Origin of the sequence: Fibrobacter sp. UWB3, from assembly GCF_002210405.1 — a bacterium.
Lineage (GTDB): Bacteria > Fibrobacterota > Fibrobacteria > Fibrobacterales > Fibrobacteraceae > Fibrobacter.
Genome location: NZ_MWQJ01000015.1, coordinates 37680 through 62548, shown reverse-complemented (window position 1 = coordinate 62548; position 24869 = coordinate 37680). Strand labels below are relative to the sequence as shown.

Here is a 24869-nt window from a genome sequence, read left to right as displayed (position 1 = left end):
TTCTTATGACCTTGGCAAGATTTGGCGCCTTTTTGCGGGGACTCTTTTTACTCCTGTGTCTTGCTTTTTTTCTGGTGGGCTGTACCGGTGGAAAACCGGCAACATCTCCGGTTGTTCAGAATGTCGAAACCCCTGCCGATAGTCTCAAGGCCATTTTCTCGTTGACCATTTATTCTCCAGATGGAAAGTCGCAAGATTTGGATGCCGTACTCTTTTCTGTGCCCGGCAAGCGCTACCGCATGGAACTCACAGGGTCGCTTGGCATAGGTGTCGCCTCGCTCTTGTGGTTGCCTGAAGGTTGGCAGATGGTATTCCCGACCGAAAAAATGTACGTAAAGGGTGCTGGCTATATGGTTGGCCTCTTGAATGATCCGTCGCTTCCGCTAGTGCATATCCACCAGGTGGCGGGGCTCTTTGAAGGTCGCGTGATTCCCGAAGGTCTTGAAGAAATTTCCGTGCGCGATTCCGTGATTTCGGATTCCTCCGTTGTAAAAATTCACGAAGCCCGCGATGTTCTGACGCGCCACTATACCTACGCTGAAAAGGATGGGGAAATCCTTTGGCTCGAAACGCTTGGCCGTGACGGTAAAACCGAAACGTTAAACATCGAAGAATATAAGGAATTCACGGGCATAAAAACACCCTCGAAAATTTCCTTTGTCCGTGAATCGGAACGCTTCCTCGAACTCCGCGTAAAGCGAGTCTCCCGCGGCAAGTCCTTTGGTTCTGGCACCTGGCGCCTTAACATCCCGAGAACTTACCAGCGTATCGGCGAGTAGTATCGTCGTTTTTCCCGACATCATAGGGATCTTTGCGGCTTCCGTCGTTCAGAATGAAGGTTCTAAGCTCTAAGCTCTAAGTTCTAAGTTCTTTTTTTAGTAAATTATAATCATGAAGTTAAATGCTAAGATCTTTGCATTGTTTTTAGGCGTGTTCTCTTTGGCTCATGCCGTGGATACGCTCGATGTTTATGTGCTGCGTGTGCAGTTCCAGAAGGAATCGCCGAACAATTCGCTGACGACCGGTACGGGGCGATTTGATTCCGATACGGCGACGTATAATCTGGACCCTTCGGAAAACCGAAAGAGCGTGCATTATTGGGAAAAGCATCTGGCATATGCGAATGCTTATTACCAGGCAGCCAGTGGCGGCAATGTTTATATCAAGGCGACCGTCTGGCCTACTGTTTTCGAAATCGACAAGCCGATGATCGACTACAATCGTACCCAGAAGATGAAAGGCGAAAAGACTGCCGAGTACGATGAAGCCCGTAGCCATGACTATATCCGTTTTGTGTATGATGCCATCATGGCCGCGCACAAGTCTAAGGATGGTTCCCCGTTTGCCGACCCGCTTCCCAAAAATTCGAATACAAAGCGCGTGTTCATGATTGCCCACGCAGGTGCAAGCCGCCTGACGGATGGGGGTAGCATGGGGACAAAGGGCGCAAATACTCCGGGTGACTTTTTGGATATTTACGTTTCTCGTGAATATTGGACTTATTTGCAGAACGATTCCCTTCCGGAAGTGTACATTGCCGAGGACTCCTTGAAAAATGGCCTTATCTTGAAGGGCGCTGCGATTGACACGGTGACATCTGTCATGGTCGTGAGTGAAACGGCATCGCAGGATGGACTCAACTGGGGCATTAACGGCATTGTCGTAAACCAGATTGGCCGTGAACTTGGAATGCCCAATACGTTCGATGATGTCAAGGGATATTCTCGTCTTGGCTATTTCGACATGATGGATTTTGCAGGCTACAATGCGGGCAATGGGTTCTTCCCGGTACTGCCTGCGGCATGGGAACGTTCCTATATGGGCTGGTCGAAGGTCAAGGATGTCCGTCCGACGGCGGGCCATCCGGTGACGGTCGATATTGCGGCGGCGGGTAGCGGTCTCGGTACAGAAATCGTGAAAGTGCCTCTCAGCGCAAGCGAATATCTCCTTATCGAAAATCGTCAGCGTTCATGGAACAAGGACGGCAAGGTGGAAGTCTATCTCGGCGAAGCTAAGCAAAATGAAGATACGACTGAAATCCGCAAGGTTCTTGCCGATAGCCTTTATACGGTCTTTGAAGACAGCATTTGCACCAAGGGCAAGTGCAAGCGTAATCCGGACAAGGCTAGCGGCCTTGTGCTTGGCGTGAACAGCTTTGATGCAGCTCTCCCGGCAAGTGGTATTGCGGTTTGGAAGGTCAATGACTGGTACTTGCGCGAATCCGTAAAATACGGCTCTGCAAACCAGTGGGGAGGCGAGCTCGTTCGCGATCACCAGTTTGGGCTTTCGCTTGTGGAATCCGATGGAGTCTTGAGCATTGGTAAAACATTCAAGAACGCCCTTGGCGAAGATACCCAGGACTTCGGTAGCGGTGCGGACCTGCTTCCGCATGCTCGTTATTCAAAGTCCAAGAAACCTACGGATACCGTGACGACCATTTCTCCGACAGGCTATGCCAATACGGCGACAACGCAGGGCGGTTACACTGGAATCAAGATTTCTGTAGAGGTTCCGAAAAACGCTCGTATCGAAAAGACTGCAAATGCATTCATGGGCGATAGCGTTGTCAACTTTGCATCTCCGGTCATTCGCGTGACGATTAGCATTGATGACGGCAGCATCGAAAATTCGAAGTTCCCGAAAAACGCAGGCCTTGAAACTGCTGTGCGCGGTGCGGTATTTGTCAATTACGAAGATGACGAGACGGGCAAGGCGATTGTGTTTGCCTCTGAAGATGGTACGCTTCAGGCGATGAACGCCCTTGGCGATACGCTTTTCATGGCGGATACGGTAATCTCGCAAAAGTACCTTTCCCAGAAAAAGTTGTCTGAGAAGGTTCCGCTGTATCGTCTGGGCCAGGGCTTCGGTGCGCTTGTCGGGCTTGCTAGCGACGGCGATCGCGTCTACTCGCTGCACAAGGACAAGTTGGTCCGCACATCCCTGAATGCGGGCGTCCCGATGCAAGACGTGATGGAACTGGAGTCTGCTACGGCTGGGCCGATTGTTGCAAATTCTCACCTGTTCTTTGCTTCGGATTCCGGATTCTGGACCGTGAACTTGACGGATAAAATGACTCGTTCGTTTACCTCGTCTGGAGATCTTTTGCACCCGCAAGATATGGCGCTTTGCAAAGTTGGCAAGGATGAATTCTTTGGCGTCGTTGTCGGTGAAGAAGGTAAGATCTTTATGCGCAAGTTTGCTCTCGAAAACAATGCCGGTGCAAAGCCGAGCTTCAGCAAGCAGAAGGGCTATGCGCAAGTTTCCGCTGTTAGGAATGAATCGTTCCGTGTGGCTTGTACAGACTTGGATCGCGACGGAACTGTCGAGGCTGTCATGTTGGGTTCTCGCGGTACTCTAGCAAGTGTCAAGCTTGGCGAAGGCAAGCTGTCGGCAGAATGGGTCCGCGATTACAAGCGCGGTTCTCGTGGAACAAGTGGCCTCAAGGACGAAAAGTCCGGCATGGCGCTTGGCGATATCAATGGCGACGGCTATCCTGAAATTGTGTTCCTTGGCGATAACCTGGTCTATGCGCTTGACCGTTTTGGCATTCCGGTCGATGGCTTCCCGGTGACGATTAACCGTGGGGCCCCGATTTACGGTTTCCATAGCGATCCGCTCGTTGTCGATGTGACTGGCGATAAGATTCCCGACATTCTGGTGCCTTCGAATGACGGTCTTGTCTATGCCTATACCGGAAAGGGTAAACGTATTTCTGAACGCTTCCCGATTGCGGCAGGCAGTTTTGAAATGATCGATTCTCTCTCGCAGATTGTTCCGATGAGCATCTTCGTAACGGATGCGGTCAAGGATTCCAAGGGCCCGGAACTTTATGCGTTCCATAGGAACAGCGTTTCTGCATTCCGTCTGGACAAGGCTGCCAATGGTGCTGAACGTGATGCCGCTGCATGGTCGATTCCTGCAGGCGGCAATGAACGCACGGGATTTTTTGACGCTTCCAAGCTTGGCGATGTCGATGCGAAAAAGTCAAAAGACGAAATCAATGATTTCTTTATTTATCCGAACCCGGTCCGCGGTGGCAATGCGAAGGCGCGGATGGATCTTGGCGCAAAGCCGCAGTCGATAAAGCTTGAAATTTACGATATCACTGGACTGTGCGTGTTCAAGACGGACATTCCGGATGGTGTTGCCGGCATGAACCAGGCGAATCTCGACTTGCGCAATCTCGGCAGTGATGTCTATACCGCTCGTCTGAAAGTCAAATTCCAGAGTGGAAAGACAAAACAGAAACTTTACCGCGTCGGTGTTGTCCGCTAGCGGTAGAGTAGACCGCGAATAGGAGGCGAAACCATGAATCGTAAACTTTGTTTGTGGCTGTTGCCGTTTGCTGTTTTGATGCTCAATGCATGTACGGCAAGCGGCGATCCTGTCGAGGGCGAACAGATTTTCCCGATAGATGAAAAAAAGCCCGCAAGTACGGATTCCAAATCGTCTGCAAGTGCGGATTCTTCGCGTATCGATCCTACCGTTTTTGGCATGTTCGACTGGGTAAAAATCCCCAAGTCTTCGATTACGCGAGGCGTAAATTCCTTTGGCGTAAATGCGTTTACGATTGCGACGACCGAAGTGACTCAAGAAGTCTATGAATTTGTTATGAAGGGACTGCCGAGGCAGTCTGAAGAGGGCGAAAAACGTGCCGTGTCCAATGTAAGCTGGTTCCGTGCTGCTCTTTTCTGTAATGCGTTTTCTAAGCAGGCCGGGCTTGATACAGCCTATGTTTACAAGTCGATTACCAAGGATTCTGCCTTGGTCGATTTGACGATCGATTATTCTGCTTCATCTATCAGGCTCCCGACTGAAAATGAATGGGAAATTGCAGCCCGCGGCGGCACGACATCGACTTACTATTGGGGTGAAGACAAGGCGTCTAAATACGCTTATTATGGACAAACTTCCGGACCTGACGAAGTGGCGAAAAAAACTCCCAATAGCTATGGCCTTTATGATGTTGCCGGGAATGTCGCTGAATGGGTCAATGACTGGTACGACGCTTATCCTAAAAAACAAAGCGACAACTATACGGGTCCCAAAACGGGCGAATATCGCATTGTTCGCGGTGGCGGTTGGTCAGACAAGGTAACCGAACTTGCTCCGAAGGTACGCGAAAAGCTGGACCCGGCTGATTCCAAGGCTATTCTTGGCTTTAGACTGGTCTATTCTACCGGTTTTTAAGGCTTCGTTCCTTTCGTCTTGTTTGAAATTTTTTAGATTATTGCGCATGAAGTATGCCTATGCGCTAGCCGCAATGCTTTGTGGTCTTTTTGTGGGCTGTTCCGAAGAAAAGAAGGAACCGCTTCCTGATTTGCCGCCCGTAGAGATCCCTGCGGATGTTTTTGGCTTTTATTCAGGTCGTATGCCGTGTGATGATTGTAACCAGCGCGGTGTCGATATGGATTTGTTCAAGGATGGCACGGCCCAGATCGTTCAAAAGACATTGAAAGATTCTGTGCAGGTCGATACGCTTCGCGGAACGTTCGTCTTTGCCGATAGCATTGTAAAGGTAAGCCTTTCGGATAATTCTATCCAGTGGGCGTTCAAGCGCGATAGGGTCGGAAACCTTGCCTTTATGAAAATGGGCGATGTTTATCGTGATGCCGATGGCATGAAAGCGGTGCTTGTTCGATTCTATAAAAAGATTAAGTGAGAGCGAGGAAATATGTTTACTGCGTTAATTGCCGATGATGAACCGCTGGCCCGTGTGCGTATGCGATCCTTGCTCGAAGCGTATTCGGGTGAAATTGAAATTCTGGGCGAAGCCTCTTCGGGTGCGCAGACGATTGATAAAATCCACGAGCTTGATCCCGATGTCGTTTTCCTCGACATCCAGATGCCCGACATGGATGCGTTCGAAGTTCTGAAAACGCTCAACGAAGACGATATTCCGCTTATTGTTTTCACGACGGCTTACGATAACTTTGCTTTGCGCGCTTACGAAGAAAATGTCGTCGATTACCTCTTGAAGCCGATCGATCCAGAACGCTTGCAGGCGACTATGGCAAAGTTGCGCAAGCGCATGCCTATTGAAAGTGGGCAGGGCGTTCCTGCCGATTTCTCCTGGGAAAAGTTCAAGGAACTGATGAGTGCAAGCGGGCTATACATGCAGCGTTTGCAGGTGAAACAGTCAGACCGCATTCTGCTCATAAACATGGACGAAGTCATCCGCTTCCAGAGCGAAGAAAAGTACACGACCGCTTATACGACCACATCGCAGTACGTGATTGACCAGACGCTTGTGGAACTTGAAAAGCGACTCGATCCGCGTCAGTTTGTCCGAGTCCACCGTGCACACCTGGTGGCGATAGACTACATCTCCGAAATCCGTAAGACGGATAGCGGGCACCTTTGTGTCGTGCTTCGCGATAAGAACCGTACGCAGATTGCCGTGAGCCGTAATTTTGTTAAGACCGTTAAGAGTCTGTAATTTGGAGTTTTGATGGAACAGACACCTCAGAAAAAATCAGCAAAGAAATTCTTGAAATCTTTTACGCGTGAAATTGTTGTCCCGGTTCTCCTTGCGCTGATCGTTATCCAGTACGTCATTCAGGCGTTCCAGATTCCGAGTGGCTCCATGGAAGATTCCCTCAAGACGGGCGATTTCTTGCTGGGTCTTAAGTTTACTTACGGTTCCCCGATTCCGTTCTCGAACCAGAAGTTCCCGGGATACGCCGAACCGAAGCATGGCGATGTCGTCATCTTCCGCTATCCGGGCGAACCGGAATATCCCGACAACAATCCCAAGCGCTACACGCACTTGTTCAATGCGCTTATGCTTGGCAACTATTATTGGGACCATTCTCCTGAAAAGGATCAGCCGCACATTGTACATTATGCCGATGGCCCCAAAGATTACATCAAGCGCTGCGTCGCGGTGAGCGGCGATACGGTCGCTATTCATGGCGGTAAGCTTTTCTTGAACGGCAAGCGTCAGGATTCTCTCCCGGCATTCGGAAAGTGGACGGCCAGTGTCCGCACCCAGTCGCCGCGCGATGAAGTCGAAGAGTTCGTGGTGCCTTCTGTTGGCGATACGCTCTATGTCGATTCGCTCCCGATGGTGAAGCTCTGGTGGTTGCGTTCGCTCGTGGCTCAGGAAAATCCGGATTCTTCAGTGTACTTGTCTCTGTCGCTTTTGCGCGATGGTCGCGAAAACAACAATTACGTTTTCAACGACTTTAGATTCCCGGTCGAAAACGATCGCGGCCTTTTGCTCAACGCCATGCTTTCGAGAAACCAGACTGTGATTCAGCAGCGCCTGACTCTTGGCGATACGTTGTCTGGTGCAATGCCGTTCAGCTACTTTAGGGAACTTGCAAAGATCGGTTTCTTGCCGATGCTTGACCCGCATGATCCTCAGCTGAATAGCGGCTTTACGCGCCCGGTCAGCTATGTGTCTTTTGAAGGCTCGATTCTCCAGGACCTTGAAGGGAACGTGAATCGCCTGAATGTGGCATCTCCTGCTCAGGATTCTACCGATTCTGCTGAAGTTGTCGAAAAGAATCATTTCGAGATCCAGCGCAATCTTTATATCGGTTCCGAAAAGATTGACCGCTATGTCGTGAAGTACCCGCAGTTCTTCATGATGGGCGATAACCGCGACAATTCCGCCGATAGCCGCTACTGGGGCGTGGTTTCGCTCCGCAACATCCGCGCCAAGGCTTTTGTCATCTACTTCTCCTTTGAAAATGATGATGGAAAGTTTGCGCTTGGCAATCCGCTGACTTGGTGGCGCATCCCGTTCCGTATCCGTTTCACACGCATAGGCAAGATTATTGACTTGATTAAGTAAAGAAGCAAATGAAGATTTCGAGTGTGGCATATTTCTTGGCGTCGTGCCTGATGATTGCCGCTTGCGCAACGCAAGTGGCTCCGACAGGCGGGCCCGAAGACAAGCTCCCGCCGCGTGTGGCCGGGGTTTTGCCTGCGCCAAAGACGGCGAACCACCCGAATGAACTTTATGTGAAACTGGAATTTGACGAGTGGATCAACGCTTCTGTTCCGCGTGGCGCTATCACGATTTCGCCTCCGATTGAAAAGAAGTTGCGTTACGAAGTCCATGGCAAGACTCTTGAGGTCTATTCGCGTGCAGAACTCGATACGGGTACGACTTATACCGTGACATTTGCAGGTGGCATCAAGGACTTGCGCGGAAACGCTTTGGCGAAACCGTTCCAGGTCGTGTTCTCGACTGGTGCTACGATTGATTCGCTTACGCTTAGCGGACGTGTGATGGTCCCGGATTCTCTTGTCCGCAAAAAGGCTTATCCGAGTGTTGGACTTTACTTGATGGGCCCTGAACGTGAATCCAAACGCTATCTCGAAAAGTACCGCGATACGGTTACGAAGGTTCTGGATTCCTTGCCGATGCTTACGAAAGAAGAGCCGCTTTATCTCACGGCTGCGGATAGCATAGGCAGTTTCACATTTACAGGCCTCAAGGCGGGGCTTTACCGCGTGATTGCTTTTGTGGACGGAAACGGCAACCACAAAATTGAGCCGTCATCGGAAATGGCGGGCGTCTGGATTTCGGACTTGACACTCACGGAATCGACCAATGACACGCTCTGGATTGCTCTTGCCGACCAGGATACATCGCTTTTGGAAATGGGAACGCTCTCGCAGCCGAATGCCAATATTCTTGAAGCAAGCTTTACGCGCCATGTGTATTTTGACTCCGCTTTTGCAGATACCTCCAATTGCTATTTGTCTTCTTCTAATGGCGATACGCTTTATCCGCGACTTGTGTATCTTGGAACGTCGAGTGTTCCACGTTTCTACTTTGACCCGAAGCCGAAAGATGAGGTTTTGTACAAGTTCCTTTGCCGTAACGGTCGAGATTCTTTGAACCGCGCTTTGGATACGGCTCGTAACTATGCTGAAATCGAATGGAAGGAAATGGAAGGCGATACGCTCCCTCCGTCTATCCAGACGGTCAAGATTATGGGCAAGGCGAAAAATGCTTTCCCGGATGATTCGCTTGTCGTGATTTACAATAAACCGGTACTTGATTCCTTGGAGGACTTGTTCTTTATCGTCGAAAACAAGGATACGACTCAGGTTACCGTGAAGCAGATTGATCCGATTCGCTATGTTGTCGAACGCAGCGAACCTTGGCCGACTGATTCCAAGTTTAACCTGTTGCGTGGTTATCAAGATACCACTTTGGCAAAAGCCGACAGCAATGGCGTCCGCGATACGGTCATTGAGATAAAGTATCAAAATAAACTCACGTTCGAGACTGTTTCCAAGTTGAAACTCGCTTCGATGGTAGGCAAAATTCCTGGCGCAAAAGATGGCGCTATAGTCCGCCTCAAGTCTGTAGAAACTGGAAAGTATGAATTTGCAAAGTGCTCCGCTCATGGGGTGTTTGCCTTTAACGATCTCGTTGAGGGCGGTTATATTATTGACTATTATTATGCAGAAAAGGGTTCGGATTTGCCAAATGGCGGGTCCTTGCAGCCTTTCAAATACGGTTCTGCATGGCGTGCTCCGCTTGATACGTTAAAGATTCAGAGTGGTGCAAACGATTTAGAACAACTGATGCCGAACCTTCCGGCATTGCCATAAAGGATGGATTAAGATGGTAAAGATTCCTGCATTTGTAGCGCTTGACTTGGAAACGACAGGTCTCGATTTCGAAAAAGACGAAATAATCGAGGTCGCGCTTGTTCGCTTTGAAAATGGCGAGCCGAAGGAAAATCTTGATTTTCTGGTAAAGCCATATTCTGCGGAACTTCGCCCCTTTATCGAAACGCTTACTGGAATCAGCAAGGCCGATTTGGAAGGCGCCTCGGATTTTGCGACGATTGCAGGCCAGATTTGCTCTTTCGTCGGTGACCTCCCGATTGTGGCGCACAATGCCGTTTTCGATTCCAAGTTCCTGAAGCAGACGTTTACGAAGGTTGGGATTTCTTACGATTCCCACGTGTTCTGGGATTCGCTCACGCTTTCTCGCATTGCATATCAGGATGTGCCGAACCATCGCCTCGATACGCTCGTGCAGGAATTGAACATTGAACGTAGCCGCGCTCACCGTGCCTTGCCCGATGCCGACGCATGCGGACGCTTGTTCGTGAAGGCTCTCGAAAAGATTTCTACGATGGACCCGTGGATTTACGACGCCCTTTCTATGGTGGCCAAGGGTTCCGACTACGAAACGCTTTTCACTTCGAAAGTCGAAAAGCTTTCTCCTCCGAAGTACAAGTTGCCTGCCGCTCCTGCTTTGGAAGCTTTGCCCAAGTCCAAGGCTCCGCGCGTAAGCGAGTTCTTCAAGGAAGGCGGATTCATCTCGTTTGTCGTCGATGATTACAAGCCGCGCCACAACCAGCAGGATTTTGCCTCGGTCATGGAACGCAACATGTACAAGGGCGGCCTCTGCGTGCTCGAAGCTCCGACCGGTTCTGGAAAGACTCTGTCTTACCTCATTACTGCAGCGAACAAGGCTATCACGGGCGAACGCGTGCTCATCAGTACGGCAACGCGCACCTTGCAGGAACAGCTCTGGACCGAAGCCATCCCGCAGATTGCAAAGATTTACAATGGCGAACTCCGCCCGGCGATTTTGAAGGGCCGTGACAACTACCTTTGCCTCCGCAAGTTCGAAGAACTGCTGATGCACCCGCAGACGCTCCTCTCCGCCGAAGAACGCGATTCCTTTATGGCGCTCATTCCGTGGGTCCTCACGACCGAAACGGGCGACATCAACGAATGCAATTCCTTTAGCCAGAGCCGCAATCGTGTGCTTTGGTCCAAGCTCTCGTGCAGCGCCTCTTGCTGCAGCGGCGAAAATCACTCGCATCACGAAAACTGCCCGGCGCTCATTGCAAAGCGCAAGGCCATGAATGCAAACATGGTGCTTGTGAATCATTCGCTCTTCCTTTCGGATTTGCAGCTTGACTTTGCTTTGCTCCCATCTTACGAACACATCGTGTTTGACGAAGCACACCGCTTGCCCGAAATCAGCAATCAGGTGTTTGGCCGCTCCATCTCGTTCTTCGGATTCAGAAACATTGCGAAGACGCTTGAGCCTTCTAAGGCGGGTGGCGATGGCCTCATTGCAGAAATTGCAAGCCGTATCCCGGCAGAACAGCCGGAACTTCACGAACTCTGCGACAAGCTTTCCGAAGCTCTGGGCGAGGCCGAAAAGGCTCTGCACCGCTTCTTCATGAAAATCGGCAAGAAGCTTGCCAAGCAGAAGAATGGCCGCAGCGGCTTTACGTACACGAATAGCATCCTCGCCGAATACGAAGCGGACCCGGCAACGTTCCTCGAACAGTACAATAATGCACGTGGCTTTGCCGAAAAGCTCGTCGCTGCCACAGCGAACATGGACGGTCTCAAGGGTATCGTGAGCGATCTCGATAGCCGCATGACTGAAATCAGCCACTTCATTTCGGACTTTGAATTTGTTACAAAGGCGGGCCGCAATGACTGGGTCTTCTACATGGAAGAACCGTTCAACCCGCATACCATCAAGCTGCATGCGCTCCCGCTCCATTCCGGTAATGTCTGGAGGGAAAAATTCTATCCGTGGATCAAGTCTGCAACGTTTACATCGGCAACGCTTTCTGTGCAGGCTGACCTCACGTACTTCTTGCAGAAGATGGGCATGGACAATTTGCGCTTGGGCAAACAGCCGTTCGTGCGCGTTTATACGGAACAGTCTGACGTGAACGAACGCCGCTCCGTGATGGTCGCAAAGTTCCTCCCGAAGCCTTCGGCTCCGGAATTTGGCGATGCCTTGAACGATACGCTTTTGAAGGTGCTCCCGAATGTCGAAGAAAACACGATGGTGCTCTTCACGAGTGTCGCAACGATGATGAAGGCTCAGGCTGTGCTTGCCCCGGCATTTGCCGAACGCAACAAGCTCTTGCTCTGCCAGCATGTCGATGGCTCGCTTGATGGCCTTGTCGCGATGTTCCGTAAGGAACGTGGCGCTTGCTTGCTCGGTTGCCAGAGTCTCTGGGAAGGCGTGGACTTCCCGGGTGATGCGCTCAAATTGCTCGTCATTACGAAGCTCCCGTTCCCGAACCCGAGCGATCCGCTTGTTGCCGGACTCACGAACGAGATGAAGGCGGCAAACAAGAACTTCTTCAAGGATTACTTTATCCCGGAAGCTTACATCGAACTCCGTCAGGGCATGGGTCGCCTCTTGCGTTCCGATTCCGATTCTGGCAAAGTCCTCATCTTGGACAATCGCGTTGTCCTCGAACGCTACGGCAAGACCTTCTCCCGCATTTGGAACTTCAAGCAGCGCATCGCAGGCTCCGTCTCCGACATCGAACGCTTCGTGAAGTAAATCTTGCGTTGTCACCCCGGACTTAGTCATGCCCGCCACCGGCGGGCATTTCTCACACCTGTTCACGTGAGTAGCCCCTTAACTAACCGCGTGATTTTTATTATATTTGGCACCCTGCTTTAAGGTGCATAATGTTTGATTTAAGTGCTTTTTTTGATGGAATGTCCAAGCCCTTGCTTCGTAACGCCCACGCGAAGGCGTTCGGCAAAAAGGGCCTTTTAAACAATGCTCTCATCCAGTCCGAAACGCTCTCTTACTATTCCGATAAGGAACGCGTTGCGGGACTCTTTTCCAAGATGGAAATGTGGCAGCGTCGCTGCCTGAATTTGATTTATAATAGCGGCTCCAGAGGTCTTGCGTTTAATGAACTTCGACTGACGGTTCCTGTAAGCAAGAACCGCGAACTTCAGACGTTCCTCCTTACGATGTGCCGTGAATACGTGCTTTACCGCTCTTTTGTGGGTGGCACTCCGATTTACATGGGCTTTAGCGATTTTATCGGTTGCTTTGATATCAAGCCCGAAGGCGAAATCGACACAACGTCTCCGCTGATTTCTTACCAGAACCTTTTGGACTGGCATATTTGCGTCGTGCTTGCGAACGCAAAAAAGAAGCAGCTCCGCATCAACACGAACGGAACGCTCCACCGCCGTGGCCGTCAGATCTGCGCCGAAGTGTTTACCGCTTCCCGCCACGCTTCTGAAAAGGCCTGCGAACAGGAAATCTCGCTCATCTTCAGTTTCCTCGTGCAGAACGGCTGGCTCGAACGCGAAAACACCTTCTTGCTCCCGTCCGCATCCGCTATTGACTTTATCCACAAGAATGGTTTCCGTCTCCATCAAGATGTGATTTCCTGGTGGATCAAGGAACGTTTCCATGGCGACCGCGACCTTTGTGCTCGCTTGCTTACTAGCATTGGCGAAGGCCTCTCCGCTGCTGACGCCGCACAGCTCTTCTGGGTGATGGATCCGTCTTATCGCCTGCAAGAAAAGAACAAGGTGCTGCCGTGGGAATTCCTGCCGCGTCCGCTTTGCGAACTCTGGATTTTGGGCCTTGTTGATTTCCGCATGGCTCAAGGCAAGGTGACCGCAGTTGTCGTGAGCAAGTCCGGCAAGGACTGGCTCGAAACCTCTATCGCTTCGATTCCTGAAGCAAACCTCACCGCGCTCCCGAACTTTGACTTGGTCGTCTCGACCGGCATGGCTCCGCGCGTGCTCTATTCCCTCGCATGCTTGGCGAAAGTCAAGAACGACGAAACGTTCCTCTGCTTCACGCTCGAAAAAGAAACGTACGTCGCTGGCCTCAAGAGCGGTTTCCCGGAATCCGAAGTCGAAAATCTCCGCAACTGGCTCAAGCCGCCTGAGAACGTCTCCTCGACACTTGCCGAATGGAACGCCTCGTTCTACGGCGCCAAGGTGCGCACGGCCCGACTCCTCAAGGTCGAAAGCAAGGAAGTCCTTAGTGAACTTTCCCGCTTCCCGCAGTTCATGGAATGCACCGAGGAATACATCCCGGGTTACGGCTTCATTTTGAATCCGGAACTGGAATCTCGTGCTTTCGAAATTCTCGAGAACTACGGCTTCTTCCCGTATGCAGGCGAATCGACTGAAAACCGCACGCCTGCCGCCCAGGAAGAATGGAAGGCCGAATTCTCGATTGCATGGCCCGAAGCAAAGAAGATTGACTACGAACTGCGCGACGAAGCTGACGAAGCCTCTGCCCAGGCGACGATGGATTCTACCAAGTACGGTAGCGTTTACCAGAAGCTGAGCACGTTCGACCTCGTGAAGGTCCTCCGTTACGCAAAGACCGTGGGCACTCCGCTTGCAGCAAAGATCATGGACAAGACCAAGCGAAACGCAAAGCTCGAAGAAAAGATGTTCTACGTGCATGCGCTCCATCTCGCGAAATCCCCGTCGATGGTCGAAATCCAGGAAAGCGGCAAGGAAGAGAAGTTCTCGCTCGACCTTTCGTTTATTCAAGAAATCAAGGTCCTGAGCAAGAAGGCCTCCGCCCCGCAAGCGTAAGCGCAAACTTCCCGTCATCCTTGTTTTGGGTGTTGTCATGCCGGCCATTGAGCCGGCATCTCCTTTTTACTGAATTCTAAGTCCGTCCGACTTGACTGGATTCTTCGCGGTTTACACCGCTCAGAATGACGTTGCTAGTAACTATTGACTAGTAACTAGTAACTAAAAAATTCTATCATTCCTCCAATGAATTTCGTCCGCATATTCCTTTTCCTGGGTGCGCTTGCCGCGTACTCTTTCGGAGCATCCTCTTCTATGGAAAACCTTCTGTTCAATGGCCGCTGGGCCCATGATAACGGCGTAAGCCGCGCGAGTGCGCCTGCCGCATCCATCACGTTCAACGCCAGGGCTTCAAAGATTACGTTTACGGTCGAAGGCCATTCCCGCTGGCGCCTAGACCGCGACGGAAAGCAGATAGAACAGTTCGAAGTCGATTCCAAGGAAGAACGCTCCATCAAGGTTGAGGACGACGGCTCCTTCCACAAGTATCGCTTCATCAAGATTAGCGAAAGCGGCGTTCCCGAAATCAAGTTCTACGGCATTTCCGTCGATGGCGAATTTGGCGAAGCACCCAAGCCGTCCAGTCGCCGCATCGAGTTCATCGGCGATTCCTTTACCGCAGGCTATGGCTGCGAAGGCTCCTCCGCCGAGGACGCTCCCGAGTTCGACAAGACGAACGCCTCCAAGAGTTTCGCCTACCTCCTTGCGAGCGGTTTCAATGCCGACTACCAGGTGAATGCCTACAGCGGACGCGGTCTTGTGCGCAACTACGACAATATGGTGCCCGAATGGACGTACGAACGCCTCTATGATTACACGGTCATGGGCTCCGTGACCTCGTATCCGAAGCCGGAGCGCTGGGATTTGGAAAAGTTCCATCCGCAAGTCATCGTGATTTTTGAAGGAATTAACGATTTTCAGGGTAATCCACCGTATGCAGATAAAGGAAAATTCAAGAAAGCATATGCTAAATTGCTCGATAAGCTTCGCAAGGCGCACCCCGGCGTAAAATTCCTGCTCGTTTCCACGAAAGTATGGCCCAATGATGACCTCGCCCCGACGATAAAGTCGATTTACGACGCTCAAGTTGCTGCCGGTCACAAGGATTTGGAATATAAACACGTCCTCACGTCGAATGTCGGCTTGCATGGACACCCCGACACCCATTCCCAGGAAGAGCTCGCGAATACCTTGAGACCCATAATAGCTCGGCTTGGACGGTGGCTTTCAAGATAATTTAGGCACGGTAAAAAACCTTTTTTATATATTTAGAAAGCACTGATGCCAAAAATGGATATGTGATTATGTCTTCAAAAGTTATGAGAAAAGTTTATGCCCTTTTCAGGATGAATTTCCTGATTATTGTGCTTCTGGTGATTACTGCCGTTGCCATGTTTGCGTATAGGCATTTCTTAGACGACATCATGGACATCAATCTCGGTGAATATCCGTATGTGGTCGCAAGTGCCGACTCCGTGGATGGCGGTACTTCTGCCATTTCCATGACGCGCACCGACAGCTCGGTCCTCATCGAGTACGAACTCCGTGAAGGCTATGCTTACCCGTATGTGGGCATCAAGGTCTATCTCGGCGATGGCAAGACCATGGGCCGCGACCTTTCCAATTACGATAGCGTTTTCGTGTGGCTCAAGCCGCGTAACGAGGGCTCCGTCCGTCTTTACATGCGCGGTTACGATAGCGCCCTCTACCGCAAGAACGACGAAACTTCCCTCAAGTTCAACGAAATCGAATTTACTCCGACCAAGGAACCGTACCCGGCCGTATTTGTCCCGCAGGAATTCCGCGTGGCAGGCTGGTGGGTTTCCCAGAACGAAATCAACGTCCACAAGGCTCGCGTAGACCTTTCGAACATCCCGCTCATTGAAATCCAGACCGGCACGAACGCTCCGCTCGGTTATGGCGGCTGGGAAATCAAGGGACTTCGCTTCAAGGGCAAGAAGATTTCGCAGGTGGACCTCGTGACGACGCTTGTCGCCCTCTGGTTTGTCACCTTCCTTATCATCTTGATTATCAGATTCTTTGACTACAGTCGTGAACGCGCTCTGAACAAGAAGAAGCAAGAAGAACTCAAGAAGAACCTCATTGCTCTCGAAATCGAAAAGAGTGAATACGAAAAGTCCAGCAAGGAAGACCCGCTTACGGGTTGCCTCAACCGCGCTGGCTTCAGCGGTGTGCTCCTCCGCGAACAGGAAAAGCTCAACCGCACGGGTTCTCCGGTTTCGTTCATGATTTTCGATATTGACCATTTCAAGAACGTGAACGACACTTACGGACATCTTGTCGGTGACGAAGTCCTTGTGAACCTCGCAAAGCTTGTGCAGGGCATGATCCGCAATACGGACTCGCTCGTGCGCTGGGGTGGTGAAGAATTTGTCATCTTGAGCGACGATACGAGCATCCAGAATGCCGCGTTCCTCGCCGAGAAGTTGCGCAAGGCAATCGAAGCTTCGACGCTTATCACGCAGCAGCAGGTGACTTGCTCCTTCGGCGTGACCGAGATGGTGCCTGGCGAAGATCCGAAGTCTCTCATTGCCCGTGCGGACAAGGCTCTCTACTCTTCTAAGGAAAATGGCCGCAACCGCGTGACGGTTGCGACATTCAGGCGTAACCACTAAGGGTTCCTGATGGCTCGCGTTTGGCTTATTCTCGCAGTTTCGGTTTTGTGGCTCGTTTCGTGCTCCAAGCATCCGGAAGTGGACGACTTTAAGCAAATCCAGCTCCATTGGAATGCCATTGACGAAGCTGCGGAAGCGGTGGAGTTCAAAGACAAATGTGTGATTGAAATCACATCGAAGGTGATGGGCGATCCGGTGGTGCTCAAGTCCAAGCTCGTCGAAATCTCTTACGAAGTCTTTTACCAGCTAGATGAAAAGGGCGCTCTCGTGTTTGAAGGCCGCTGTGGCGACACTCGTTTTAGCGATTTGTTGGAGTGCTCCTGGCAGTCGACTTGCTCTGGCGGTTCGGCGTCTGTTGTAAAATTCCACAACGAACGATAACGGCGTACCCTAACCTATTGAACCATATATAGATATCTTTATAGAGGTTCAAACCGCCCGCATTGTCTAGTGTCGGCAGCTCGCCGTGAGGAATTTCTGTGAAACCGATTTTTGAATATACCGATTATCGCGAATGGATTAGGGATGCTTTTGAAGATTTCAAGAAGCGTAAGACCGTCATATCCTGGCGATACATGGCAATGAAGCTCGGCGCAGACCCCGGCAACCTCCTCCGTATTTCGCAGGGGAAAATCCACCTCGCTGTAAACTTCATCAAGCCGATGGCCGAATTCTTTGAGCTTGACGAAAAGGAAACCGCCTACTGGTCGGAACTCGTGTACTTCGGTCGCGCGAAAAGCGACCAGGAAGCTTTGAACCATTATGAGAAGATGCAGGCGCTGAAGGGCATTCCTTTAAAGCGCCTTGCCAAAAAAGAACTTGAATTTTACCGCCATTGGTACTACAACGCTATCCGTTCCGTAATCGGTATTTGTAATTTTAAAGATGATTATGAAGGTCTTGCCGAATGCTGCACGCCGGCTATCACGGTGGAGCAGGCGAAGGATGCCATCAAGCTCCTGCACGACCTGAACATGATTTCTGAGGGTAAGGACGGGTACTGGAAAGTGAATGATACATTTGTGAGTACAGGTGGTAACTGGAGATCCGAAGCGGTTCGGACATTCCAGAAGGAGACGATTCGCCTCGCGGGTGAATCGCTGGAACGGCATGCGCCTCCTCTGCGCGATATCAGCACGGTGACGATGACGTTCAACATGAACGATATCCAGCTCATTCGTGAAAAGATTAAGGAGTTCCGCTCGGATTTGCTGCGTCTTTCGCAGGATGGCACGGGTGACGATACGGTGTTCCAGCTGAATGTTCAGCTGTTCCCGCTTGCTTTTACTAAGAAACTGCAGGAGAAGTCAAAATGAAAAGGCTAGCCTGCATACTTTCAGCTCTTATGCTCTGGAGCTGCTCGGACAAGGTCGCAGGAGGCCCCGGCAGCGAAACGACGAACGGCATTGCCTACTTGGGCAATGGCGCTGTGGCGTCTTATGCACGTGTGGCGGTCAGGAGTGTCGATCACACTTCTACGGCCGGTAGTGCTACTAATGAAATTGTGAACGCGGACTTCTATGCGGATTCCCTCGGTAACTTCTCGTTCGAGGCTCCGGAAGGCAAGTACCGCTTGACGATTGTGTATGGCGGTTCTGCCTACACTGGACTTTACTCGGGCGATACGACCTTGGGCGATGTAAGTCTTGAACCGACGGCCGCACTTGGCGGCTTGGCCGACATGCCTGAAGATTGCGACTTTGTCTGGGTGGGCGTGCGTGGCATGGACGTGCTCGTGCGCTCCGATTCGACGGGACGCTTTATGCTCTCGCAGTTGCCGTCGAACGACTCGTTGCAGGTGTACTTCTTGCGCGGTGACGACAACACGGTCTATGATGACTTGGCTGTAAAGCTCTCGCCGAACGAAACGGAAATGGTTGACCTCCAGCCCGAAAAGCCGGATCCGTACGCCGGGAAGGTTAAGTTTGTGGCAGTGGCAGACGGCAAGGTTGTTCCTTATGCATCGCTTGCAATCCGCAAGGCTGACGCGCGTGTCGATTCTCTGCACGTAAGTAACGTCATTGCCGATGTGGATGCCTATGCCGACAAGGATGGTCTATTTGTCATTGATTCCTTGAAATCTGGCGATTACCGCCTCACGGTGATGCAGTCGGGCGCCGCTTATTCCAAGGTGCTTTCGGCAAAGCAGATTGCAGCGCTTGATACGATTAAGCTCCAGGAAACGGCGAACTACATGAGCCGTGTGACGCTCCATGCCGGCGAAAAGTATGCATGGGTGGGTGTCTATGGCCTTGACGTCTTGACGAAGACGAACGAAGAAGGAACGTTTACGCTCCCGACGCTCCCGACGAACGATTCGCTTGATCTCTATGTTGTCACTACTAAAGATAGCTTGTATGTAACAAAGCGCATCGCGCCTTCCAAGGGCTCTGCTGATTTCGACTACCCGTATGTCGTGATGCAGGATTTCGAAAACGTGAAGGATACCGGAAACTGGTATTTTAGCACGGATTCTGTTGGCTCCAAGATTCTGTCCAAGTCGTTCGATACGGATAACGAGCGCAAGTCCAAGGTGTTCCACGGAAAGTACAACCTGGTGGGAACGAATAATATTTACGCTTGGGTTTTGACCGGCATGTTCCTCCGCGACGAAGGCTGGAACCTCTCCACGCTCGATTCTATTTCGTTCTATGCCAAGGGCTCGGGCCAGATTCGCGTGTCTCTTGAAAACTGGACCCGTGAATCCGAAGTCGCAGGGCTCTCGCTCAAGGCAGCCTCGGAATGGAAAGACCTGAATTCGCAGAAGTGGACGCACTATGTCGTAAAGTATGACGATTTGTGCTATACCGCCCAGGATGTGAGCAACTGCTATATCGCTTGGAATACGCTCAAGGACGATGTCCGCCAGCTGCATTTCTTCGTAAGAAATGGAACAGAATTCTATCTCGACGATATAGTGCTCTATGGCGCTCTTTTCTAAAAATTAGACCTTTTAAGTGCGCCTCGAATTAAGTATCTTTGTGCACATGCAGTCTATTGAATCAGAAGCAAAAATTGCTCAGGAATATCTCGCCCGCATCGCCAAAGATGCCGAGGCGAAGTTTGATGAACATCTCCCCCCAGTAAAGGACCGTCCGTGCCGTTTGCACGAGGCTATGCGCTATTCCATGTTCGCAGGCGGTAAGCGCTTGCGTCCGGGACTTGCTAAGGCCACGTTCGACATGTTTGGTGGCAAGGGAGAAAAGATTTGGCTTGCAACGAGCGCTCTCGAAATGCTCCACACGTTCAGCCTTATCCACGATGACCTTCCGTGTGTCGATAACGACGACTACCGCCGTGGAAAGCTCACAAGCCACAAGAAGTTTGGCGAAGCTACTGCCGTGATGGCAGGTGACGCCCTCTGCATCCACGCCTTCGAGATGATGGGCAAGACCGGTAACGCAAAGGCTATCGAGCTCCTTGCTCACTTGCTTGGCACGTACGGCATGATCGGTGGCGAAATGACCGACATCGAATGCGAAGGCAAAACTGTCGATCTCGAAATTGTCGATTACATTCACTACCACAAGACGGCAGCCCTCATCGAAGCTGCTCTCCTCGTGGGTGCAATGCTTGCAGACGCAAGCGAAAAGGATATGGAAATCATCCGCAACTATGGCCGCTCCATCGGGCTTGCCTTCCAGATTGTGGATGACATTCTGGACATTGTCTCTACGACCGAAGAACTTGGCAAGGACGCCGGCTCTGACATCGAAAAGGGCAAGGCTACTTACCCGTCCATCGTTGGACTGGAAAAGTCTAGGGAACGTGCTAGGGAACTTTACGAGGAATCCATCAAGGCTTTGGATGGCCTCACATGCGATACCTCCATCCTCCGTTCTATAGCGGCATACATCATCACGCGAGTGAAATAAATGGAACTGAAAGACGTTAAGTCGCCTCAGGACTTGAAGCACTGTTCCGTCGAGGAACTGAACCACCTTGCTACGCAGATCCGCGAGACCATCATTGGTCAAGTGGCTAAGCATGGTGGTCACTTGGCATCGAGCCTTGGCGTTGTTGAACTGACTCTTGCGCTGCACTACGTGTTCAACGCACCCGACGATAAGATCGTGTGGGACGTGGGGCACCAGGCGTACGTGCACAAGCTATTGACCGGCCGCTATGACCGATTCGATACCTTGCGCCAGCAGGGAGGCATTTCCGGCTTCCTCAAGAGGAACGAAAGCGTTTACGACTGCTTCGGGGCGGGCCACGCCACGACGTCTATTTCTGCGGCTCTCGGCTTTGCCGTTGCGCGCGACCATTTCAACCGCAACAACAACGTGGTTGCTGTCATTGGAGATGGCTCCATGACGGGCGGTATGGCTTACGAGGCTATCAATAACGTTGGCGCCTCCAAGCAGAACATGACCATCATCTTGAACGATAACAAGATGAGTATCGCACCGAACATCGGCGGTTTTAGCAAGTACCTGAACCGCGTGATTTCGGACCCGGTTTACAACAAGATGCGTACCGACCTGGATCGCCTGATGAACCGTTTGCCGGGCATTCTGGGTTCCCGCTTCCGTGACCTTTTCTTGCAGGTCGAGAATGCGGCGAAGAACGCCGTGAAGCCAGGTCGCTTCTTTGAAGACCTCGGCATCCGCTACTTTGGTCCGATTGATGGTCACGACATCGATGAACTCGTGATGATTCTTGAACGCGTCAAGCAGCAGCAGGGCCCGTGCCTTGTGCATGTGCTGACCGAAAAGGGCCGCGGTTTTGACGCTGCCGAAAAGAATCCGACGAAGTATCACGGTTGCGGTGCATTTGACCCTGAAAGCGGGCTTCCACTTGCTCCGGGCAATCCGAACCCGTCTCTCACGAGCGTGTTTGGCAATACGCTTTTGCAGCTTGCCCGCAAGGACAAGCGCATCATGGGCATCACGGCTGCAATGCCTACGGGCTGCGGCATGGATATCGTCGCAAAGGAACTCCCGGACCGCGTGATTGACGTGGGCATTGCCGAAGAGCATGCCGTGACGTTTGCGGCGGGCATGGCTTGCGATGGCGTTGTGCCTGTGGTCGCGATTTACTCGTCGTTCATGCAGCGCGCTTACGACCAGATTATCCACGATATTGCACTCCAGAACTTGCATGTGGTGCTTGTGCTCGACCGTGCCGGCCTTGTCGGTGCAGACGGTCCGACGCATCATGGCGCCTTTGACTTGTCGTTCTTGCGGACTGTTCCCGGAATGACCATTTTGGCACCTTCCAACGAAAATGAACTGCGCGACATGTTGACTGCCGCCATCGATATGGAAGGTGTCGTGGCTATCCGCTACCCGAGAGGCACTGCACTTGCTGCAGAGCTTGTCCCCTCGGAAGGACCGTTCGACTATAAAAGCCCCAAGATTCTTGAGAAGGGCTCCGGCATACTCCTTCTGGGCGCCGGCTTCATGACAAATGAACTCAAGAAAACAGCCGCCGTGCTTCGTGAAAACGGATACAACCCGACGCTTGTGGATGCCCGTTTTATTAAGCCGCTCGACCAGGAATGCTACCGTTCGCTGTTTGACAGCCACAATGTCATTGTGACGCTCGAAGACAATACGAAGGTGGGTGGCTATGGTTCAGCCATTGCGGAACTTTTGTCCGATCTCGGCTATACGGACAAGAAACTGTACCGGTTTGGTCTTCCGGACAGATTCGTTGAACAGGGAGAAATCAAGGCTCTCTACAAGATCTTAGAAATTGACGGGGAATCCGTCGCCAAACAGTTGATGGAAAAACTATGAGTGAAGAAGAAAACAAACCGAAGCGTACCGTAAGAATCACGCTTGACCGTAAATTTGGAGTCAGCGAAGCTCCTGAACGCCGCCCTCGTCGTGACGATGACCGCGGTTCCTTTGGCGACAAGCCCTCGTTCCGTGGGGATCGTGGCGATCGTCGTTTTGACCGTGACCGCGGCGAACGCCGCTTTGATCGTGGTGAACGCCGTTTCGACCGCGACAACCGCGATGAAAACCGCGAAGGCCGTCCGTTCAACCGTGAAGAACGCCGTGGTGGTGGCCGCTTTGACCGTGACCGCCGTCCGCGCCGCTTTGGCGACAAGCCGTTTAACCGCGGACCGCGCGGCGCTATGAACGCCCCGGTCTACCGCCAGCGCCCGGAACAGAAGGAAGCCGTTGACGAAAACTTGGACGAAGCCGCACTCGAAGCACGTGCCGCCCAGATTGAAGCCGTTGAAGATTCCGTGGCTACACCGCCTTGGTTCAAACGCCTCATCGCCTGCACGACCGAAAAGGGTCGCGAACGCGAAGGCAAGTTCCTTGGCGAAGGCGTTCACGTTGTTGAAGAACTCGTGAAGCACCACCGCGAACTCGTGATTTCTGTTTACGTTGTCGAAGGCTTTGAAAACGAAGAACTCATCGAAGCTATTAACGAAGCCGAAATTACGCTCCACACTCTTACCGAAGACCAGATGAAGCGCCTCTCTTCGACGATGACGACGCAGGGCATCATTGCTTACTGCAACATCGCAAGCAAGAAGCCGGTCTACGAAACAAGCCGCAGCGTGCTTACGCTTGTGGACGCCGTGCAGGATCCGGGTAACCTCGGCACGCTTTTCCGCACGAGCCTTGGTTTCAATTCTTCGGGCATGATTCTCGGTCGTGGTACAGTGAGCCCGTTCAACCCGAAGGTCGTTCGTGGTTCCTCGGGTACGTTCCTCCGCGTTCCGTTTGAATTCGACGTGGATCTCGTGGACCAGATCAACTTCCTCCGTAGCAAGGGCTATACCATCATCGCAACGGATTTGCATGCTAAGCAGTCCCTCCGCGAAATCCCGGCTCACAAGCTCCGCAAGATGGCTTTCCTCGTGGGTAACGAAGGTGCCGGCACGAACCCGTACTTCATCGAACTCGCCGACGAAACGGTGAAGATCCCGATGAGCAGTGAACTTGAATCTCTGAATGTGGCTGTCGCACATGGCATTCTCTCTTACGAAGCCGCCCAGATTCAGGAGGAATTGAAGTAATGACGTGCTTTTACGATCGCCTTGAACAGCGTATTGCGAAGTGCGGTAACCCGGTGTGCATGGGCATGGACCCTGTGCTCAAGCTCATTCCGCTCGAAGGCACTCCCGAAGACCGCATCAAGCGCTTCTATTCCGACATCTTGGAATGCTGCCTCAAGCGTAACGTGCAGCCGGCTGTCGTAAAGCCGAACAGCGCTTATTACGAATGCGTGAGCGTGCAGTCGATGCTCGTTTTGCAGCAGCTCATTGCCGATTACAGAAGTGCTGGCATCCCGGTTATCTTGGATGCAAAGCGCGGTGACATTGGCAAGTCCAGTGCCGCCTACGCCAACGCCGCTTACGATGTTTACCGTGCAGACGCCGTGACCGTCTCTCCGTGGATGGGTGCCGATTCCGTCGGTCCGTTCATTCGCGAAGATAGCGAAAACGGTGCCTACGTGCTCCTCCGCACAAGCAACAAGGGCGCTCACGACTTCCAGGATTTGCCTGTTACTCGCAGTGACGATCCGCGCGACGTTGCCGAAGCGTTCTATTCCGTAGCGGACAAGATTATGGAATGGGATGCTGACAAGGGATACCTTGGTGCCGTTGTCGGTGCAACCCACCCGGAAGAACTTGAGAAGATTACGGCTTACACCGTTGCTCACAAACACGAAATCCCGTTCCTCATTCCGGGCGTGTCCATTCCGGGCGTGCCGGGCGGTCAGGGCGGCGATGCAAAGACCGTGCTCAACGCTATCGCAAACGGTGGCGGCAAGCGCAAGTTCCATGTGCTCAACTCGAGCAGTGGACTCAACTTTGCATGGCAGCGTAACGATACGCCGGCAAACTATGCGAACGATTGCGTCGATGCACTCGAAAAACTCGCAGAGGCATGCTTGGTTTAGTTCTTCTAAGACGTCATCCTGACC

18 protein-coding genes are annotated in these 24869 nt (G+C 51.9%); all 18 read left to right on the top strand.

All coding sequences use genetic code 11. The features are described 5' to 3' along the window. Positions 1-5 precede the first annotated feature (5 nt). The 18 genes from B7991_RS14160 (at position 6) to pyrF (ending at position 24845) form a co-directional block, all read left to right on the top strand. Positions 6-779, top strand: coding sequence for a hypothetical protein (locus B7991_RS14160; RefSeq protein ID WP_088631408.1), 774 nt, complete (start codon positions 6-8; stop codon positions 777-779). 112 nt (positions 780-891) lie between these two features. After that, a complete protein-coding gene (locus tag B7991_RS14155) occupies positions 892-4275 on the top strand; it encodes a hypothetical protein (RefSeq protein ID WP_088631407.1) in 3384 nt (1127 codons plus the stop codon). Positions 4276-4308: 33 nt separating this feature from the next. Further along, positions 4309-5190: a formylglycine-generating enzyme family protein gene (locus tag B7991_RS14150; protein WP_088631406.1), complete on the top strand. Its 882-nt coding sequence runs from the start codon at positions 4309-4311 to the stop codon at positions 5188-5190. A 46-nt stretch (positions 5191-5236) separates the two neighbouring features. Next, entirely contained in the window at positions 5237-5662 is a 426-nt protein-coding gene (locus tag B7991_RS14145; protein WP_088631405.1) for a copper resistance protein NlpE N-terminal domain-containing protein, read from the top strand. Positions 5663-5674: 12 nt separating this feature from the next. Then, positions 5675-6439 (top strand): LytTR family DNA-binding domain-containing protein, encoded by a 765-nt coding sequence (locus B7991_RS14140; RefSeq protein ID WP_088631404.1) that lies wholly within the window; start codon positions 5675-5677, stop codon positions 6437-6439. A gap of 12 nt (positions 6440-6451) precedes the next feature. Then, complete coding sequence (gene lepB, locus B7991_RS14135; protein WP_088631403.1) at positions 6452-7801, top strand: signal peptidase I; 1350 nt, start codon at positions 6452-6454, stop codon at positions 7799-7801. A gap of 8 nt (positions 7802-7809) precedes the next feature. Further along, positions 7810-9579, top strand: a complete 1770-nt coding sequence (locus tag B7991_RS14130) for an Ig-like domain-containing domain (RefSeq protein WP_088631402.1) — start codon at positions 7810-7812, stop codon at positions 9577-9579. A 13-nt stretch (positions 9580-9592) separates the two neighbouring features. Beyond that, positions 9593-12310, top strand: a complete 2718-nt coding sequence (locus B7991_RS14125) for a helicase C-terminal domain-containing protein (RefSeq protein WP_088631401.1) — start codon at positions 9593-9595, stop codon at positions 12308-12310. Positions 12311-12441: 131 nt separating this feature from the next. Continuing rightward, positions 12442-14337, top strand: a complete 1896-nt coding sequence (locus B7991_RS14120; RefSeq protein WP_088631400.1) for a hypothetical protein — start codon at positions 12442-12444, stop codon at positions 14335-14337. 255 nt (positions 14338-14592) lie between these two features. After that, entirely contained in the window at positions 14593-15573 is a 981-nt protein-coding gene (locus tag B7991_RS14115) for a GDSL-type esterase/lipase family protein (protein WP_254917998.1), read from the top strand. Positions 15574-15683: 110 nt separating this feature from the next. Then, the gene (locus tag B7991_RS14110; RefSeq protein WP_254917997.1) at positions 15684-16973 is read left to right on the top strand and encodes a GGDEF domain-containing protein; all 1290 of its coding nucleotides are present in this window, start codon (positions 15684-15686) and stop codon (positions 16971-16973) included. A 9-nt stretch (positions 16974-16982) separates the two neighbouring features. Then, the gene (locus B7991_RS14105) at positions 16983-17354 is read left to right on the top strand and encodes a hypothetical protein (RefSeq protein ID WP_088631397.1); all 372 of its coding nucleotides are present in this window, start codon (positions 16983-16985) and stop codon (positions 17352-17354) included. A gap of 98 nt (positions 17355-17452) precedes the next feature. Continuing rightward, the gene (locus B7991_RS14100) at positions 17453-18289 is read left to right on the top strand and encodes a TIGR02147 family protein (RefSeq protein WP_073425402.1); all 837 of its coding nucleotides are present in this window, start codon (positions 17453-17455) and stop codon (positions 18287-18289) included. Beyond that, complete coding sequence (locus B7991_RS14095) at positions 18286-19914, top strand: hypothetical protein (protein ID WP_088631396.1); 1629 nt, start codon at positions 18286-18288, stop codon at positions 19912-19914. The genes B7991_RS14100 and B7991_RS14095 overlap by 4 nt, the downstream gene beginning before the upstream one ends. Positions 19915-19960: 46 nt before the next feature. Continuing rightward, positions 19961-20848 carry a polyprenyl synthetase family protein gene (locus B7991_RS14090; protein WP_088631427.1) on the top strand — a complete coding sequence of 296 codons (888 nt, stop codon included), beginning with the start codon at positions 19961-19963 and terminating at the stop codon, positions 20846-20848. Then, complete coding sequence (dxs, locus tag B7991_RS14085; RefSeq protein ID WP_014546322.1) at positions 20849-22717, top strand: 1-deoxy-D-xylulose-5-phosphate synthase; 1869 nt, start codon at positions 20849-20851, stop codon at positions 22715-22717. It abuts the gene before it with no gap. Continuing rightward, positions 22714-23958, top strand: coding sequence for an RNA methyltransferase (locus B7991_RS14080; RefSeq protein WP_088631395.1), 1245 nt, complete (start codon positions 22714-22716; stop codon positions 23956-23958). The genes dxs and B7991_RS14080 overlap by 4 nt, the downstream gene beginning before the upstream one ends. After that, on the top strand, positions 23958-24845 hold the full coding sequence (pyrF, locus tag B7991_RS14075) for an orotidine-5'-phosphate decarboxylase (protein ID WP_088631394.1): 888 nt from the start codon (positions 23958-23960) through the stop codon (positions 24843-24845). Before B7991_RS14080 ends, pyrF begins: the two co-directional genes overlap by 1 nt. Positions 24846-24869 lie beyond the last annotated feature (24 nt).

Bases quoted from the DNA above. Each gene is read 5' to 3' on its own strand.
- B7991_RS14160 (WP_088631408.1), top strand. From the start codon at position 6: ATGACCTTGGCAAGATTTGGCGCCTTTTTGCGGGGACTCTTTTTACTC.
- B7991_RS14155 (WP_088631407.1), top strand. From the start codon at position 892: ATGAAGTTAAATGCTAAGATCTTTGCATTGTTTTTAGGCGTGTTCTCT.
- B7991_RS14150 (WP_088631406.1), top strand. From the start codon at position 4,309: ATGAATCGTAAACTTTGTTTGTGGCTGTTGCCGTTTGCTGTTTTGATG.
- B7991_RS14145 (WP_088631405.1), top strand. From the start codon at position 5,237: ATGAAGTATGCCTATGCGCTAGCCGCAATGCTTTGTGGTCTTTTTGTG.
- B7991_RS14140 (WP_088631404.1), top strand. From the start codon at position 5,675: ATGTTTACTGCGTTAATTGCCGATGATGAACCGCTGGCCCGTGTGCGT.
- lepB (WP_088631403.1), top strand. From the start codon at position 6,452: ATGGAACAGACACCTCAGAAAAAATCAGCAAAGAAATTCTTGAAATCT.
- B7991_RS14130 (WP_088631402.1), top strand. From the start codon at position 7,810: ATGAAGATTTCGAGTGTGGCATATTTCTTGGCGTCGTGCCTGATGATT.
- B7991_RS14125 (WP_088631401.1), top strand. From the start codon at position 9,593: ATGGTAAAGATTCCTGCATTTGTAGCGCTTGACTTGGAAACGACAGGT.
- B7991_RS14120 (WP_088631400.1), top strand. From the start codon at position 12,442: ATGTTTGATTTAAGTGCTTTTTTTGATGGAATGTCCAAGCCCTTGCTT.
- B7991_RS14115 (WP_254917998.1), top strand. From the start codon at position 14,593: ATGGAAAACCTTCTGTTCAATGGCCGCTGGGCCCATGATAACGGCGTA.
- B7991_RS14110 (WP_254917997.1), top strand. From the start codon at position 15,684: ATGAATTTCCTGATTATTGTGCTTCTGGTGATTACTGCCGTTGCCATG.
- B7991_RS14105 (WP_088631397.1), top strand. From the start codon at position 16,983: ATGGCTCGCGTTTGGCTTATTCTCGCAGTTTCGGTTTTGTGGCTCGTT.
- B7991_RS14095 (WP_088631396.1), top strand. From the start codon at position 18,286: ATGAAAAGGCTAGCCTGCATACTTTCAGCTCTTATGCTCTGGAGCTGC.
- B7991_RS14090 (WP_088631427.1), top strand. From the start codon at position 19,961: ATGCAGTCTATTGAATCAGAAGCAAAAATTGCTCAGGAATATCTCGCC.
- dxs (WP_014546322.1), top strand. From the start codon at position 20,849: ATGGAACTGAAAGACGTTAAGTCGCCTCAGGACTTGAAGCACTGTTCC.
- B7991_RS14080 (WP_088631395.1), top strand. From the start codon at position 22,714: ATGAGTGAAGAAGAAAACAAACCGAAGCGTACCGTAAGAATCACGCTT.
- pyrF (WP_088631394.1), top strand. From the start codon at position 23,958: ATGACGTGCTTTTACGATCGCCTTGAACAGCGTATTGCGAAGTGCGGT.